Below are 15,892 nucleotides of genomic sequence, written 5' to 3'. Positions count from 1 at the left end.
TTCGCCCCCTCGCCACGCTGAACCCCGCGGTTCAGTTTCGGTTTAAGGGCGGTCGGCATTGGCGGTACGGTTCTTGCCAGTGTCGTCGGGCCTGTCGAAGGATTTCGCGCCAAATGCTTCGATGCGAGTGTTCGACGTCGCTCGGCCCCTGCTCAGCAGGAACGGGTGTGGCCGGGAAGGAAAGTGGGACGATCATGCGTATTCTGCTTGTCGAGGACGATCCCGATCTGGGGCCTGCCATCGCGCGGGCGTTGCGTGCGGAACATTGCGCGGTCGATCTGGTGGCGAGCGGGATCGACGCGCAGCATCTGGGCGATACCGAACGCTATGACGTGGCGGTGCTCGATCTGGGGCTGCCCGATCGCGAGGGGACGGCGGTGCTGAAAGGATGGCGCGAGGGTGGCCGCGACCTGCCGGTGCTGATCCTGACCGCGCGCGACGGATGGTCGGACAAGGTCGCCGGGTTCAAGGCGGGGGCCGATGACTTCCTGACCAAGCCGTTCCGGGTCGAGGAATTGATGATGCGGCTGCGCGCGCTGGTGCGGCGGGCGGCGGGGCATGGCGCGACGCGGGTGACCTGCGGTCCGCTGGCCTATGAGACGCAGACCGGGGTGTTCGAGCTGGACGGGCTGCCGATCAAGCTGACCGCGCTCGAATATCGGGTGCTGGCGGCGTTGATGCTGGCGAAGGAAGCGGTGATCGAGCGGCTGGATTTGATGGAGCGGGTCTATGAGGGCGATGCCGATGTCGACTCGAACAGCCTCGAGGTCATTATCGGGCGGCTGCGCAAGAAGATCGGCGCGCCGCTGATCGAGACGGTGCGGGGGCGGGGATACCGGCTGACGGCGGGGGCGGCGTGAGGCTGGCCCGGGCGATCCCGCGTTCGATCCATGGCCGGATGCTGGCGCTGTCGGTGGCGACGACGCTGGTCGCGCTGCCGGTGGCGGGGTTCGCGATCGGCGGGGTGCTCGACCATTTCGTGACGCGCAATATCGACGCGCGGCTGGGCGACCGGTTGCGGTTGTTGCGCGCGGTGGTGCGCGAGGACGGGACGATCGATCGGGCGCTGCTCGACCGGTCGGGACTGGCGACGGCGATCGGGGCGGATGCGGTGTGGCGGATCGATACGCCGGGCGGCACGGTGGGTGTCGGCCTGCCGGCGCTGGACGCGGTGCCGGGACGCGGGCCGCCCGGCCGGCCGGATCGCGGACCGCCGCCGGGGCGGGGGCCGGGATTTGGTGCGCCGTTCGACCTGATCCTGCCCGATGCGACGCGCGTGCATGGGCTGATGCTCGACCTGCCCGGCGATGGCGGGCGCGTGGCGGTGGCGGTGCCGCGCCGTCAGATCGACCAGCCGTTGCGCGGCGCGATGCTGCCGTTGCTGCTGACGCTGGCGATCGTGGCGGTGGTGCTGGCGGTGGCGACCCTGGTGCAGTTGCGGCTGGGGTTGCGACCGCTGCGGGCGCTGCGCGACCGGGTGGCGGCGGTGCGCGGCGGGGCGGCGGCGGATGTGCCCGAGGATCAGCCCGACGAATTGCGCCCGCTGGCGACCGAGCTGAACGCGCTGGTCCGCGACAATGCGGCGGCGCTGGTGACCGCGCGGGCGTCGGCGGCGAACCTTGCCCATGCGCTGAAGACACCGGTGGCGACGCTGGCGATCGAGCTGGGCGATGACCCGCTTGGCGGTCAGGTGGCGCGGATCGATGCGACGATCCGGCACCATCTGGCCCGCGCGCGCGGCGGGACGGTCGACCGGCGCGCGGCGACCGCGCTGCAACCCGCGGTCGAGGGGCTGGCGGCGGTGGTGGCGGCGCTGCACCGGGATCGGGGGCTGACCGTAGGCACGGACGTGCCGGAGGTGTCGGTGGCGGTCGATGCGGCCGATCTGGACGAACTGGTCGGAAATTTGATCGACAACGCCGCGCGCCATGCCCGGTCGAGCGTGCAGCTGTCGGCGGCGGTCAAGGGGGGCATGGCGGTGCTGACCGTCAGCGACGACGGCCCCGGCATCGCTGCCGCCGACCGGGTGCGGGCGACCGATCCCGGCGTTCGGCTGGACGAACGCGGCGACGGCCATGGCTTCGGCCTTGCCATCGTCCGCGATCTGGCGGCGCTCTATGGCGGGCGTCTGACGCTGGGGGAAGCGGACGGCGGCGGGCTGGTCGCCACCGTCACGCTTCCGCTCAGCCGGGAAGCTGGAACCGGAATCGCTGGATATTAGCCGAACAGGCGGTGTTGCCTTCGGGGCGGAAGCTGCTGCGATAGCGCGTCGCGCCGACCATCTTCTGCGCGGCATCGCCGAACACGAACGGCGGATAGGCGGCGATGGTGCGCTGGGTCATGGTGCGCCCGTCGGCGGCGATGTCGAATTCGACCTGCGCCCAACCCTGGAACCCCATCTGCACCGCTTCGGTCGGGTAGAGGCTGCTGGTCGCGCCGTTGCGCTGGATCATCGGGGTCGGTGCGATCAACGCGCATTGATCGCTGGTCAGGCCGGTACGATCGAAACTGGCCTTGGCCTGTGCCACCTCCCCCCGTTGCGCCAGCAGATCGGCCTGCCGCAGCAGCGCCGCCACCTTGAGCGGATGATTTTCGGGCAGCGGCGAGGCGACGACCGCGGCGAGCAGACGCTCGACATCCTCCTTCGGCGTGGGGGGATAGGCATGCGTCGCCAGCATCATCCGGATTGTCGCGGCGGACAGCGGGTCGCGGTTGATTTCCGGCCGGTTCAGCAGCGCGATCAGTTTGCGTGGGAAGGCGTCATAGGGCGTGTCGTTCTGCGCCAGCATGAGATAGGTCATGACGGGTGCAGGCGCCCGCATCGTGGTGGCGAGTGCGATGGCTTCGACGGCGGCAGCCCTGCGTTCCGCTTCGGGTGCGAGCGCCGATTGCGCCAGCCAGGCATCGGCCGCCAGCAGCGCGGAGCGGTCGTTCGCTGCGCGGGCGCGGGTCGCGTCGGCCCGGACCAGTGGCAGCGCGCGCGCCCGGTTCTGTTCCCACCAGTCGTTCGTCGTTCCCTGCGCGCGCATCCAGTCGGCAAAGGCTTCGTTCAGCGGTTCACCGATCGAGGGGCGCTCAACCGCCGTCGAGCAGCGCAGTTCGATACGGGTGGCCCTGCGGAAGAAGGCCGGGATCTTCACCGCTTCGGTCGGCGACCATGACCAGTCGGATACGGCGCGGGCAAAGGCCAGCGCGACGTCGCGCCCGCCGGTGGTGTAGATGGGGTTGACGGCTTCGACGGTGCCGGTGTCGCTGACCGAAAATTCGACGACGGCAAAATCGTCGGGCTTCAGGCCGGTCGCTGCACCGCACGACGCAGGCTTCATCTCGATCGCGGTGGAGAACGCGTCGTCCTTCATCCGGCCAGCACCGGTATAGGCCATGTACGTCTGCGCCTGTTGCCGGTCGCCGTTGAGCAGCGCCGCCAGCGCGAGGTCGGCGCGGGTGGCGACTTCGGAGGAACTCACCCGCTGGTCGAGGCCGCCCTGCTTGCGCAGCGAGTCCTTGAGGACGGTATAGGCTTCCGCCTTCTTGCCTTCGTTCAGCAGAACGCGGGCGTAGCGGGTCTGAATCAGCGCCAGCACGTCCTTGCCGATGCCGGGCGTTTTGGTCGCGAGGTCGCGCGCTTCCTGCGCATAGGCCAGCGCCTTGCCATCGCGGTCGAAGGCGAGCGTCCGCGTCAGTGCGAGCAGCGGGGCGACCCGATCGATCCCGGTCGCGAGCGCCAGCGCGTCGCGGTACGACGCTGCCGCCGCGTCATAGTCGAACGCATCGAACGCGGCGGTGCCGAGCGCCAGATGGGCGTCGCGCAGGTCGGCGGTGAATTCGGCGCCGTTCTTCGTCAGGGCGGGCAGGCCCTGCCGAATGAGCGCCGCGCCGCCCTGCGCATCGCCGCTGCGGGTGACGCAGATGCCCTTGCGCACCTTCACCGCGCCGACCAGCAGGGCGTTCTTCGACCCGGCGGTGCGTGCCTCGATCGCGTCGTACAGCTTGATCGCGTCGCTGCACTGGCGGGCTTCATAGGCGGCGTTGGCGGCATCGAACTGTGCCTGCAGCGTCGCCGGTTTGGCCGGCGCGGCGGGTGCGGGCGCGGTTGCCTGTGCCACTGCCATCAGCCCGTGCAAAATCGCGTCGATCATTCGTCATCCCCTTGTCCCCCGGCAACAAAGCACGCCAATGTGACAGCGTCGATGGGCGGGATGGACGAATGCGACGATATCGGACCTTGATCGCCGGCGCGCTGCTGCTGACCGGAGCCGCTCCGGCCGAACCGGCGCGCTATCCCCCGCGATCGATCCTGCTGTTCGTCGCCTCATGGTGTGCGCCGTGCCACGGCGAGTTGCGGCAGTTGCCGGCGATCGCGGCCGGTGCGGGGGCGTACCGCGTGCTGGTGGTGCCGATCGATCGCGGGCGCGTGACCGACGCGATGCTGCGCGTGGTGCCCGCTGAGCAGTTGTGGCGGCCCGACATGGAGCGGCTGGCCGAATTGCGCGGCGATTTGCTGGCGAAGACGGCGGGGTTGCCGTTCAGCGTCGCGATCGGCGGCGACGGGCGGGCGTGCGCGATGCATCGCGGCGGGATGACGGCGGCGAGTGCGCGGGAGATGCGCGTGGAATGCGAGGGGTAGGGACGTCGGCGACCCCTTCGTCGTTGCCGTGTGGGCGGGGGGGGGTACGGCCGGGTTTCGCATTCGATCCTATCCTCCGTCATTCCCCGCGCGGGCGGGGAATCCGTAGACGCTGCCGGTCGGGCAGGAGGGGGAACGTCAGCGTAAATGGACTCCCGCCTTCGCGGGAGTGACGGGGGCGATGGTTAGAGGGTCACACCACCCGTGCCCGCGCCGCGCAGGGTTAGCGACTTCACGACATTGCCCTGCCGGACGTTCACCTGATTGACCTGTCCGCGATAGACGTCGGTCAACACGCTCGAGCGGACTGCGACCGACTTCGGCTTGCGGGGCGCGCGGCCGGTATAGTCGATGCGGACCTCGGCGTGCGACAGGTCGGTGGTGGCGTAGGTCAGCGGAACCGGTTTGCCGTCGATCGTCAGGACGAAGCGGCGCTCGATATAGGTGCGCAGTGCCGCCATCGCTTCGGGATCGTCGAGGCTGGTCTGCGCCTGCGGGGCGATCTTCGCCAGCGCGGGTTCGATGTCGTGCGCCTCGAAGCGGTGCGACACGGTGACCGTGCCATCGGCCAGCGTCACGACGCTGAGCGAGTCGTGGCCGCGATGCGCCTGTGCCGGGGCGATCACCGCGACGGCGGCGAGGACCGCAAGCGCCCCCCTCATTTCGCCACCGGTGCGGGATAGGTGCGCAGCGAGCCGGGTTTCACCTGCACGTCGAAGTCCTTCATGCGATTCGCCAGATCCTCGATATCCTCGATCTCCAGCACTGCCGGGCGGATGGCACCGCGATAGACATTGTTCGACCGGTCGGCATCGGCGATTTCGAGCAGCGGATCGACCTCCGCCCCGGTGATCGTCTTGGCCGTAACATATTGCCACGTCACCGCCTTGGGATCGTAGCGCCACACTTCGGCGGGGATGCGGACGATCGTGTTGCTGCCGTCGCTGAAGGTCAGTTTCAGCGGGATCGGCATGACGAGCCCGCCGATGTTGCGGAACGAGAAGCGGTAGAATTTGTCCTTCACGTCGAACGCCGCGCGTTGTTCGGGCGTCAGCTTGTCGAGCTTTTCGGCAAGGTCGCGGCGCTGTTGCGGGCTGACGGCCAGGTCGTCCTGCTGGTCGTAGAAGTCGCGGGTCGACGGATCGCGTTCGGTCACGGTCTTCTGCCCGGCATTGTTGCGCACGGTCAGCGACGTGTTCTCGGCAGCGCGCAGCGCGCGGCGTTCGCGGGCATTGGCGTCCAGATCGCGGCCGGCGATGCGGCCCTCAACCACCTTGTCGAGCGCGATGTCGACATGGTCGGTCGAATAGAACCAGCCGCGCCAGAACCAGTCGAGATCGACGCCCGAACTTTCCTCCATCGTGCGGAAGAAGTCGTAGGGCGTCGGCCGCTTGAAGCGCCAGCGGGTCGCATATTCGCGAAAGGCACGGTCGAACAGGTCACGCCCCAGCACCGTTTCGCGCAGGATGGTGAGCGCGGTGGCGGGTTTGCCATAGCCGTTGGCACCGAATTGCAGCACCGAGTCCGACTGCGTCATCAGGGGGACCTGATCGTTCGACAGCATATATTCGGCGATGTCCTTCGGCTCGCCACGGCGCGACGGGAAGTCCTTGTCCCACAGCTTTTCAGCCTGGAACTGGAGGAAGGTGTTCAGCCCTTCGTCCATCCACGTCCATTGGCGTTCGTCGCTGTTGACGATCATCGGGAACCAGTCGTGGCCGACTTCGTGGATCACCACACCGATCAGGCCGGTCTTGGCGCGTTCGGTATAGGTCAGCTGGCCGGTCTTGGCGTCCTTCACCGGGCGCGGCCCGTTGAAGGTGATCATCGGATATTCCATGCCGCCGACCGGCCCGTTGACCGACTGCGCCACCGGATAGGGGTAGGGGAAGGCGAACTTGCCATAGACGTCGATGGTATGGGCGATCGCCTTGGTCGAGTACGCATCCCAGAGCGGACGTGCTTCCTTCGGGTAGAAGGACATCGCCATGACGTTGGGATTGGCGGCGAAATCCTGCCGCACGTTCATCGCGTCCCATGCGAACTTGCGCGACGATGCCCAGCCGAAGTCGCGAACATTCTGCGCGGCGAAGGTCCATGTCTTGGTGCCCGAGGCGCGGCTGCGTTCGGCGGCGAGCGCTTCGTCGGGGGTGACGATGTACATCGGTGCGGTGGCGCTCTTGGCCGCTTCCAGCCGCTGGCGCTGGGTCGCGGTCAGCACCTGATCGGCGTTCTGCAACACGCCGGTCGCCGAGACGACGTGATCGGACGGTACGGTCAGCGCGACCTTGTAATCGCCGAATTCGAGGGTGAATTCGCCGGCGTCGAGAAACGCCTTGTTGTGCCAGCCCTCGTAATCCGAATAGACGGCGAGGCGCGGGAACCACTGCGCCCCTTCGAAGATGCAGTTGCCGTCCTCGCCCGCCTGCGTGAAGCATTCATAGCCCGAGCGGCCGTCGACGACCTTTTGTTCGGCCATCGGGAACGACCAGTCGATCGACAGCGTGACCTCGCCGCCATTGCCAGCGACCGGGGTCGGCAGTTCGATGCGCAGCAGGGTATCGGTGACGCGGTGGGCGAGCGGCTGTCCGTCCGGCCCGCGCACCGCGGCGATGGTAAAGCCACCTTCCCATTTCTGCATCGCCTCGGCCCGGCGGATGTCACCGATGCTGATCGTCGTCGCATCGGGCACGGTCTGCGACAGCTGTGCGATCGAGCTGCGCTTATACTGGTTCTGGTCGAGCAGCAGCCAGAGATAGGGCAGCGCGTCGGGCGAGTTGTTGCGATAGCGGATCGTCTCGGTGCCGGTCACGACCTTCGTCGCTTCGTTCAGCGATACCTTGACGTCGTAATCGACCTTTTGCTGCCAGTAGCGATAGCCCGGCGCACCCGATGCGTTGCGATAATCGGTCGGGGTCGGCCAGTCCTCGCCCTCCAGCTGGCGGAACTTGTCCTGCCAGTCGCCCTTGGTCTGGCGGATCGGATCGGCGAAAGCGGGCGTCGAGGCGAGCAACAGCGCGACCAGCGCGAGACGGGATACGGCGGGCAAGGGGTAGCCTTTCGAACGGACGGACGGACGATCGTTGCCCGTGATACGATGCGCGTCAACCGTGCGGGATACGAATACCGCCCATGCTGTGACATTGGCGCACCGATGGTTGCGGTCGATCGCCGAGTGCGGCAATCGTGCCGTTCGACATGAGAGGGACGAGTGCGCGAGCTATGTGGTTGAACCGGCGGACGATGATCGGCGCGCTTGCTTCCCTGCCGATCGCGTCGCGGGCGATGGCCGCGCGAACCGACGATCCGCAGCTTTTCGCCTATTTCGGGACCGGCAAGGGCGAGGCGACGGGCCTGAAGTTCGCAATCAGCGACGATGGGTTCGCCTTTCGCGAACTGGGCGGCGGGCAAAGCTATCTGGCGCCGATGGTCGGCGAGGCGAAGCTGATGCGCGATCCGTTTGTGTTTCGCGGGGCCGGGCGCGACGCCCCGTGGCATATGGTGTGGACGACCGCATGGGATGGGGTGACGATCGGTCACGCCACCAGCCGCGACCTGCGCCACTGGTCGCCGCAGCGCGCGCTGCCGGTGATGGCGGGCGTGCCGGGCACGCGCAATTGCTGGGCGCCCGAGGCGATCTGGGATGCGAAGGCGCAGGCGTTCGTGCTCTTCTGGTCGAGCACGGTCGCTGGGCGGTTCGCGGAGACGGCGGGGACGTCTGAATCCGGGCACAACCACCGGCTATGGTTTGTGAAGACTCGCGATTTCGTGTCGTTCACCGATCCGGCGGTGCTGTACGATCCGGGGTTCAGCGTGATCGACGGGACGTTCGCGCGCGCGACGGGTGGCCGGCTGCACCTGATCGTCAAGGACGAGACGCTGACACCGCCGCGCAAATATCTGCAGGTCGCGTCGGCCGCGTCGCCGACCGGGCCGTTCGGGAAGCTGGGCACGCCGTTCACCCCATCCTGGGTCGAAGGACCGATGACGACCGCGATCGATGGTGAAACGGTGTGTTACTGGGACGTCTATCGCGACGGCAAATGGGGTGCGGCGGCGACGCGCGATTTCGTGCGGTGGCGCGACGTCAGCGCCCGACTGTCGATGCCGGCGGGCGCGCGGCACGGGTCGCTGGTGCGAATTCCGCGCGCGACGGCTGATGCGCTGGCGCTGGGGCCGGCATGACGATCGCGCCGTTCCTGAACGGCGGCGGTCGCGCGGCGGAGATGATCCGCGCCCGCGACTGGTCGGATCATCCGCTGGGGCCGCCGGAGCGATGGCCCGACGGGCTGTGCAGTGCGCTGAGCCTGGTCGTCAATTCGCCCGAGTCGATGATCCTGTGCTGGGGACCGGAACTCTGGTTCTTTTTCAACGACGCCTATTTCCCGTTGCTGGGGCCACGGCTCGACTGGGCAATGGGCGAACGCTTCGACCGGGTCTGGGCCGATGGCCTCGAACAGGCGATGCCGATCATCGACGCGGCCTTTGCCGGGAATAGCCCGCGCTATGTCGATGTGCCGTGGAAGCTGGACACCGACCGGGGTGCGGCGGACACGTGGTGGAGCTTTTCCTATTCGCGCATCCTCGACCGGCGGGGCGATATCGCCGGACTGTTCATCTTCACCAACGAGACGACGGCGCGGGTGCTGTCCGATGCGGCGCTGAAACGCAGCCAGACCGAGCTGACCACGGCGCTGAACGACCTGCGCCAGTTCAACCGCACGCTGGAATTGCGCGTCGATCAGCGGACGGCCGAGCGCAACCTGCTCGCATCGATCGTCGAGACGACCGATTCGATCGTCAACGTCATCGACCTCGATTACAACTGGATGGCGATCAACCGCGCCGGGGCCGATGCGTTCGACGCGGTGTTCGGCAAGCGGCCGCAGGTCGGCGACAATATCCTCGATCTGCTCGCCGACCTGCCCGATCAGCAGGCCGCGGTGCGCGCGGCATGGGACCCGGCGCTGGCGGGCGAGGAATATACCGCGACAGCCGAGTTCGGAGACCCGGCCCGTGGCCATATGCGCCGCGTATACGAGATGAAGTTCAATTCGGTCCGCGACGGCGCGGGGCAACAGATCGGCGCGTTCCAGTTCGTCACCGACGTGACCGAGCGCCGCCGGGCCGAAACGGCGCTGGGCGAGGCGCAGGCCGCGTTGCGCCAGGCGCAGAAAATGGAAGCGATGGGCCAGCTGACCGGTGGTGTCGCGCATGATTTCAACAATCTGCTGACCCCGATCCTCGGCAGCCTCGACCTGTTGCAACGGCGCGGCAGCCTGTCGCCGCGGGAGGCGCGGCTGGTCGACGGTGCGCTGCAATCGGCGGAACGGGCGCGGACACTGGTCCATCGGCTGCTGGCGTTCGCGCGGCGGCAACCGTTGCAGTCGGGACCGGTCGATCTGCTGGCGCTGGTCGGCGGGATGACCGATCTGATTGCCAGTACCGTCGGATCGCCGGTCGGCGTCCGGAGCGCTATTGCCGACGATCTGCCCCCGGCGCTGGCCGATGCGAACCAGCTGGAAATGGCGATCTTGAATTTGTGTGTGAATGCGCGCGACGCGATGCCCGATGGCGGCACGCTGACCATCGCCGCCGATGCGCCCGATCCGCCAGCGACGGCGGCGGCTGGGGTGGAGCCGGGCCAGTATGTCCGGCTGTCGGTGATCGATACCGGCACGGGCATGGATGGGGAGACGGCGGCGCGCGCGGTCGAGCCGTTCTTTTCGACCAAGGGCATCGGGCGCGGGACGGGGCTGGGTCTGTCGATGGTCCATGGGCTGGCGCTGCAACTGGGTGGCACGATGGCGATCGTCAGCGCGCCGGGGCTCGGCACCCGGATAGACCTGTGGCTGCCGGTCAGCGGTGAAGTCGCGCGGCCGGCGGAGGCGAGCGACGACGAGGTCGGCGGTGAGACCGGGTTCCGGGGCCGGGCGCTGGTAGTGGATGATGAGGCGCTGGTGCGGATGACGACCGCCGACATGCTCCAGAGCCTCGGCTACGAAGCGGTCGAGGCCGACAGCGCGACCGAGGCGGAACAAATGCTGGCGCAGCGGCGCTTCGACCTGGTGGTGACCGATCATCTGATGCCCGGCCGGACCGGCGTTTGGCTGGCCCGAGCGATTGAGGATCGGCATCCCGGACTGCCGGTGCTGATCGTATCGGGCTATGCCGATATCGACGGCCTCGCACCCGACCTGCCGCGCCTGACCAAGCCGTTCCGCGAGGCCGAACTGGCCCGTGCGATCGCCGGGATGGCAGGCATCCCCACCGATCGTTGAAGGAAATTGCGATGACCCGACCCGAAGGGACCGAGGGCTTTACCCTCAACCAGACCATGCTGCGCGTGCGCGACCCGAGCGCCAGCATCGCTTTCTATCAGGACGTGCTGGGCATGACGCTGTTGCAGAAGCTGGATTTCGAGGAGGCGGCGTTCTCGCTCTATTTCCTCGGTTTCCTGCGCGATGGCGAGACGGTGCCGGCCGATCCCAAGGAACGCGCGCGGTTCGTGTTCAGCCGCGAGACGACGCTGGAGCTGACCCATAACTGGGGGACCGAGGACGATGCCGATTTCTCGGGTTATCACAACGGCAATGACGATCCGCGCGGGTTCGGCCATCTGGGCATCAGCGTCCCCGACGTCGCCGCTGCGTGCGCGCGGTTCGAGGAACTGGGCGTCGATTTCCGCAAGCGGCCCGATGAGGGGCGGATGGAGGATATCGCGTTCATCGCCGATCCCGATGGCTATTGGATCGAAATCCTGTCGCCGAACGGCATGACGCAGGCGGTGGTCGATGCCGCGGGAGACGACGCATGAAGGCGGTCGAACTGCGCGCGCCCGGCGGGCTCGACCGGCTGGAACTGGTCGATCGCGCCGATCCGGGACAGCCGGGGCCGGGTGAAATCCGGGTGAAACTGCATGGCAGCTCGCTGAACTTCCACGACTATATCGTCGCCAGTGGCAAGTCGCCCGCCGAGGACGGGCGGGTGCCGATGGCCGACGGGGCGGGCACGGTCGAGGCGGTCGGCGCGGGGGTACGCGACTTTGCGGTCGGCGATCTGGTCGTGTCGTGCTTCTTCCCCGACTGGCAGGACGGCGCGCCGACCATCGGTGACTTCGCGCGGACGCCGGGCGACGGCATCGACGGGTTCGCGCAGGAGGTGGTCGTGCTGCCCGCCAGCGCCTTCACCCTTGCGCCCAAGGGCTGGGACGCGGTCGAAGCGGCGACGATCACCACCGCCGGCCTGACCGCATGGCGCGCCTTGGTCGTCGATGGCGGGCTGAAGGCGGGCGAGCGGGTGTTGCTGCTCGGTACCGGCGGCGTGTCGATCTGGGCATTGCAGATCGCCAAGGCGATGGGTGCGAAGGTCGCGATCACCTCGTCGAGCGACAACAAACTGGCCCGCGCGGCGGCGATGGGCGCGGATTTCACCGTCAATTACCGCAGCGATCCCGAATGGGGTGTGACCGTTGCCGAGTGGGCGGACGGGCGCGGCGTCGACCATGTCGTCGAGGTCGGCGGCCCGGCGACGCTGGCGCAGTCGATCGCGGCGGTGCGGGTCGGCGGGCATATTTCGCTGATCGGCGTGCTCACCGGTCGCGGCGGCGAGGTGCCGACGGCGGCGCTGATGGCGAAACAGGCGCGGTTGCAGGGGCTGATCGTCGGCAGCCGGCGCGAGCAGCAGGACTTCGTCCGCGCGCTGGAGGTGACCGGGATACGGCCGGTGGTGGACCGGCGCTTCGGGTTGGGCGAATTGGCCGATGCGTTTCGGTATCAGGAAGGCGGGGACCATTTTGGCAAGATCGGGGTGGCGTGGTAGGCTTTTGATCTTCGCCACTCGCAACCGTTGTGCTGCGTCGGGATTGCCGGAAGCTCGTGTCGAATGATGTGGGTCGGTCCTTCGATACGCCGCTTCGACGGGCTCAGCGGCTACTCAGGACGAACGGTGAGGGTGAGACGTTTTCCTCTCCCTCCATCCCCCGTTTGGTTCGAGCGGAGGTTCGAGCCTGTCGAGAACCGTAGTCGAGAAGGGGTTGCCTCAAACAATCGAGTTCTCGACGGACGCTTCTCGACAGGCTCGAAGCTGCTCGAACCGAACGGGATTTGGGGAAGCGGTGCGCCTGTTATTGGGTCACCGCCCCTGCATCTCTGACGCTACCGACAACAGTTGGCTGGTCAGACCAGAACCTTCTCCGGCGTCGGCACCGCGCCCAGTGGCGTCGTTGCGTCGATCTCCATCAGTGGTTTCAGCAACCCGTCGCGCAGGTCATAGACCCAGCCATGCAGTTCCAGCGGCTGGCCCGCGGCGAACGCCCGTTGCACCACGTCGGTCCTTGCCAGCGCCACGAGTTGGTCGCGCACGTTCAGTTCGACGAGCCGGTTGGCGCGCTGTTCCGGGGGCAGCAGATCAAGTTCGGTGCGATGGTTGTCGATCACATCGCGGGCGATCGCCAGCCAGTCATGGACATGGCCCTGTACGCCGCCGTCGAGCGCGGCATGGATGCCGCCGCAGCCATAATGGCCGCAGACGATGATATGGCCGACCTTCAGCACCTCGACCGCGAACTGGACCACCGACATCAAATTCTGGTCTTCGGGGTGGATCAGGTTGGCGATGTTGCGGTGCATGAACATGCCGCCCGGCTCGGTATTTGTGAGCTGGTCGGGGGCGACGCGGCTGTCCGAACAGCCGATCCACAGGAATTCGGGTTGTTGGCCCGCCATCTGGCGCGCGAAATAGTCGGGATTTTCCTCAAGCCGTTCGGCGGCCCACGCCTTGTTGGCGAGGAGGAGATGCTTGTATTCCCTCATGCGTACGCAACCTCCTTGCGCGGCGCCATGATCTGCGGCGCGGTCTTTTCACCGATATCGCCGCGCACCAGCACGTTGATCCCGCGATATTGCGCATTTTTGATGAAGCCGTTGATGATGTCGATATTGTCGAGATCGACATAGCTGGTCGCCGACAGGTCGATCACCACCGTGCACTCGTCGGGGACTTTTTCCAGTTCGCGGGTCAGTTCGACCTTGTGGATGAAATACAGGTTGCGCTTGGCGCGGACCATGCAGCTGGCACCGGGGCCTTCGCCGTCCTGTACGAACGTCACCGCCGGGCGGAAATTGCGGGCGATGACGAACACGAAACCGACGATCAGTCCGACGACGATGCCCTTGAGCAGGTCGGTGAACAGGATGGCGAGGATCGTGACGACGAATGGCACGAACTGGGTCATCCCCTGTTTCCAGCGTTTGGCGAATAGCTCTGGCTTGGTCAATTTGTACCCGGTCTGGATCAGCACCGCAGCCAGCGCCGACAGCGGGATGAGGTTGAGGAGCGCCGGGACCAGCAGGACACTGAGCAACAGCCATGTTCCGTGCAGGATCGTCGACATTTTCGACGCGGCGTTCGCATCGACGTTCGCCGACGACCGGACGATGACCGAGGTGACCGGCAGGCCGCCGATCAGGCCCGAAATGATGTTGCCGGTGCCCTGTGCCAGCAGTTCGTGGTTCTTGTTGGTGACCCGGCGCTTGGGGTCGAGTTCGTCGACCGCCTTCACCGACAGCAGCGATTCGAGGCTGGCGACGATCGCCAGCGTGACCGCGACCGTCCATACCGTCGCATTGCCGATCTGGCCGAAGTCGGGAAGGCTGAACAGCTTCACGAATCCGCCCAGACCATCGGCGATCGGTACGCTGACCAGATGGGTCGGCTTGACCTGAATGGCGGGAGCGACCAGCCCAAGCAGCGCGTTGATCGCGATCGATCCGACGACGACGACCAGCGGGCCGGGAACGAAACGCAGCGGACCATCCTTGGGCTTGTTCTTGTCCCACCAGAACAGGAAGGCGATGCTGATCGCGGCGATGATCGTGGCACCCCACACCACCTGTTCGCGCGCGACGAAGAGGATGGTGTTGAAGGTGTTCAGACCGTCGCCCTGACGAAACGCGAAATCGCCACCCGGATCGCCGTCATAGCCGATCGCGTGCGGCACCTGTTTCAGGATCAGGATCAGGCCGATCGCCGCCAGCATCCCGGTGATGACCGACGACGGCACGAATTCGCCGAGCACGCCCGATCGTGAGAAGGACAGCAGGATCTGCATGCAGCCCGCGAGGAACACGGCCAGCAGGAACGCTTCGAAACTGGGCAGCTTGGTGATCGCGTCGAGCACGATCACGGTCAGACCGGCGGCGGGGCCGCTGACCGACAGTGGCGATTTGCTGAGCGAGCCGACGACGATGCCGCCGACGATGCCCGCGATCAGTCCCGAAAACAGCGGCGCGCCCGACGCCAGGGCGACGCCGAGGCACAGCGGCAGCGCGACCAGCGCCACCACGATCGAGGCGGGTGCATCCTGGCGCAGATTGGCGAGCAGGGAGGGTTGCGACATGGCCGGCATTGCCTTGTTCTGAAACGGGGTGCGCCGGGCGCGCTTGGGGGAAGCACGCCCGGCGCGGTGCCCGGGATCGACGGAACGGGGGAGGGAAGGTTCGCCCCGCCGATCTCGCGGGAACGGCTATTCGGCGGCTTCCGCCGTGACGAAATCTGCGGCGAGCCGCTTGGCGGCGGGCAATGCCACCGGCAGCGCCCGATCCGGGTTGATCGGCGCGAACCGGCCGGTCGTGCCGTCCAGCGCGAGGATCGAGCCGGCATGGATGTCGACGAACCAGCCGTGCAGCGTCAATTCGCCCTTGGCGATGCGCGACGCGACCGCCGGATGGGTGCGCAGGTGCGAAATCTGGACCACGACGTTTTCGAGGCTGGCGGCGCGAACCGCGGCAGCATCGTCGAGATCGGGATAGCTGTTTTCGACCACCGAGTGGGCGGCATGGCTATGGCGCAGCCATGCGGCGACGCTGGGCAGTCCTTGCAGCGTTTCGGGCTTCATCAGCGCACCCATCGCGCCGCAACCCGAATGGCCGGACACGATGATGTCGGTGACGCCGAGGACCGCGACCGCATATTCGACGGTCGAGGTGGTGCCGCCATTCTGCTGGGTGAAGGGCGGGACGATGTTGCCGGCGTTGCGGATGACGAACACGTCGCCCGGTTTCGCCTGCAGGATATGTTCGGGCACGACGCGCGAATCGGAACAGGAAATCATCAGGACCTTCGGGCTTTGCCCATCGGTCGCGAGCTTCGAATAAAGGTCGGCATCGCTGCCGAACACATCCTTTTCGAACCCGAATACCCGGCCGATCACGTCGTTCACGCTCGTCTCCCTGAAACTTTCCGGCCGGTCGCAAGCCTGCGCCC

13 protein-coding genes are annotated in these 15,892 nt (G+C 67.1%); 7 read left to right on the top strand and 6 right to left on the bottom strand.

The window, feature by feature from the left end:
* The first annotated feature begins 194 nt into the window (after positions 1 to 194).
* Positions 195 to 860 (top strand): response regulator transcription factor, encoded by a 666-nt coding sequence (locus ASE90_RS04210; RefSeq protein WP_055996302.1) that lies wholly within the window; start codon positions 195 to 197, stop codon positions 858 to 860.
* A complete protein-coding gene (locus tag ASE90_RS04205; protein ID WP_235531643.1) occupies positions 857 to 2,221 on the top strand; it encodes a sensor histidine kinase in 1,365 nt (454 codons plus the stop codon). The genes ASE90_RS04210 and ASE90_RS04205 overlap by 4 nt, the downstream gene beginning before the upstream one ends.
* Here ASE90_RS04205 and ASE90_RS04200 read toward each other — a convergent pair.
* On the bottom strand, positions 2,184 to 4,139 hold the full coding sequence (locus ASE90_RS04200) for an energy transducer TonB (protein WP_055996299.1): 1,956 nt from the start codon (positions 4,137 to 4,139) through the stop codon (positions 2,184 to 2,186). The two genes, ASE90_RS04205 and ASE90_RS04200, sit on opposite strands and share 38 nt — an antisense overlap.
* Before the next feature lie 68 nt (positions 4,140 to 4,207).
* Between ASE90_RS04200 and ASE90_RS04195 the strand changes: the two genes are divergently transcribed.
* The gene (locus ASE90_RS04195; protein ID WP_055996296.1) at positions 4,208 to 4,627 is read left to right on the top strand and encodes a hypothetical protein; all 420 of its coding nucleotides are present in this window, start codon (positions 4,208 to 4,210) and stop codon (positions 4,625 to 4,627) included.
* 185 nt (positions 4,628 to 4,812) lie between these two features.
* Here the strand turns inward: ASE90_RS04195 and ASE90_RS04190 are convergent, their stop codons facing one another.
* Positions 4,813 to 5,289 carry a DUF6702 family protein gene (locus tag ASE90_RS04190; RefSeq protein WP_055996293.1) on the bottom strand — a complete coding sequence of 159 codons (477 nt, stop codon included), beginning with the start codon at positions 5,287 to 5,289 and terminating at the stop codon, positions 4,813 to 4,815.
* The gene (locus ASE90_RS04185; RefSeq protein ID WP_055997275.1) at positions 5,286 to 7,676 is read right to left on the bottom strand and encodes a M1 family metallopeptidase; all 2,391 of its coding nucleotides are present in this window, start codon (positions 7,674 to 7,676) and stop codon (positions 5,286 to 5,288) included. Before ASE90_RS04185 ends, ASE90_RS04190 begins: the two co-directional genes overlap by 4 nt.
* Positions 7,677 to 7,870: 194 nt before the next feature.
* On the opposite strand from ASE90_RS04185, the gene ASE90_RS04180 reads away from it, so the two are divergent.
* From ASE90_RS04180 to ASE90_RS04165, 4 genes are read left to right on the top strand one after another with little or no spacing between them, the layout of a single operon-like run.
* On the top strand, positions 7,871 to 8,812 hold the full coding sequence (locus tag ASE90_RS04180; RefSeq protein ID WP_235531642.1) for a glycoside hydrolase family 43 protein: 942 nt from the start codon (positions 7,871 to 7,873) through the stop codon (positions 8,810 to 8,812).
* Entirely contained in the window at positions 8,809 to 10,908 is a 2,100-nt protein-coding gene (locus tag ASE90_RS04175; protein ID WP_055996287.1) for a PAS domain-containing sensor histidine kinase, read from the top strand. Before ASE90_RS04180 ends, ASE90_RS04175 begins: the two co-directional genes overlap by 4 nt.
* A gap of 11 nt (positions 10,909 to 10,919) precedes the next feature.
* Complete coding sequence (gloA, locus tag ASE90_RS04170; protein WP_055997272.1) at positions 10,920 to 11,444, top strand: lactoylglutathione lyase; 525 nt, start codon at positions 10,920 to 10,922, stop codon at positions 11,442 to 11,444.
* Positions 11,441 to 12,448 (top strand): zinc-dependent alcohol dehydrogenase family protein, encoded by a 1,008-nt coding sequence (locus ASE90_RS04165; RefSeq protein WP_055996284.1) that lies wholly within the window; start codon positions 11,441 to 11,443, stop codon positions 12,446 to 12,448. The genes gloA and ASE90_RS04165 overlap by 4 nt, the downstream gene beginning before the upstream one ends.
* 356 nt (positions 12,449 to 12,804) lie before the next feature.
* Here the strand turns inward: ASE90_RS04165 and ASE90_RS04160 are convergent, their stop codons facing one another.
* The 3 genes from ASE90_RS04160 to ASE90_RS04150 form a co-directional block, all read right to left on the bottom strand.
* Complete coding sequence (locus tag ASE90_RS04160; protein ID WP_055996281.1) at positions 12,805 to 13,440, bottom strand: carbonic anhydrase; 636 nt, start codon at positions 13,438 to 13,440, stop codon at positions 12,805 to 12,807.
* A complete protein-coding gene (locus ASE90_RS04155; RefSeq protein ID WP_200910773.1) occupies positions 13,437 to 15,026 on the bottom strand; it encodes a SulP family inorganic anion transporter in 1,590 nt (529 codons plus the stop codon). Before ASE90_RS04155 ends, ASE90_RS04160 begins: the two co-directional genes overlap by 4 nt.
* A gap of 126 nt (positions 15,027 to 15,152) precedes the next feature.
* On the bottom strand, positions 15,153 to 15,848 hold the full coding sequence (locus ASE90_RS04150; protein ID WP_055996275.1) for a carbonic anhydrase: 696 nt from the start codon (positions 15,846 to 15,848) through the stop codon (positions 15,153 to 15,155).
* Positions 15,849 to 15,892 lie beyond the last annotated feature (44 nt).

Origin of the sequence: Sphingomonas sp. Leaf67, from assembly GCF_001421965.1 — a bacterium.
GTDB lineage: Bacteria > Pseudomonadota > Alphaproteobacteria > Sphingomonadales > Sphingomonadaceae > Sphingomonas.
Note: the sequence above shows the minus strand (reverse complement) of the source record. Positions and strands in the feature narration are given on the sequence as shown.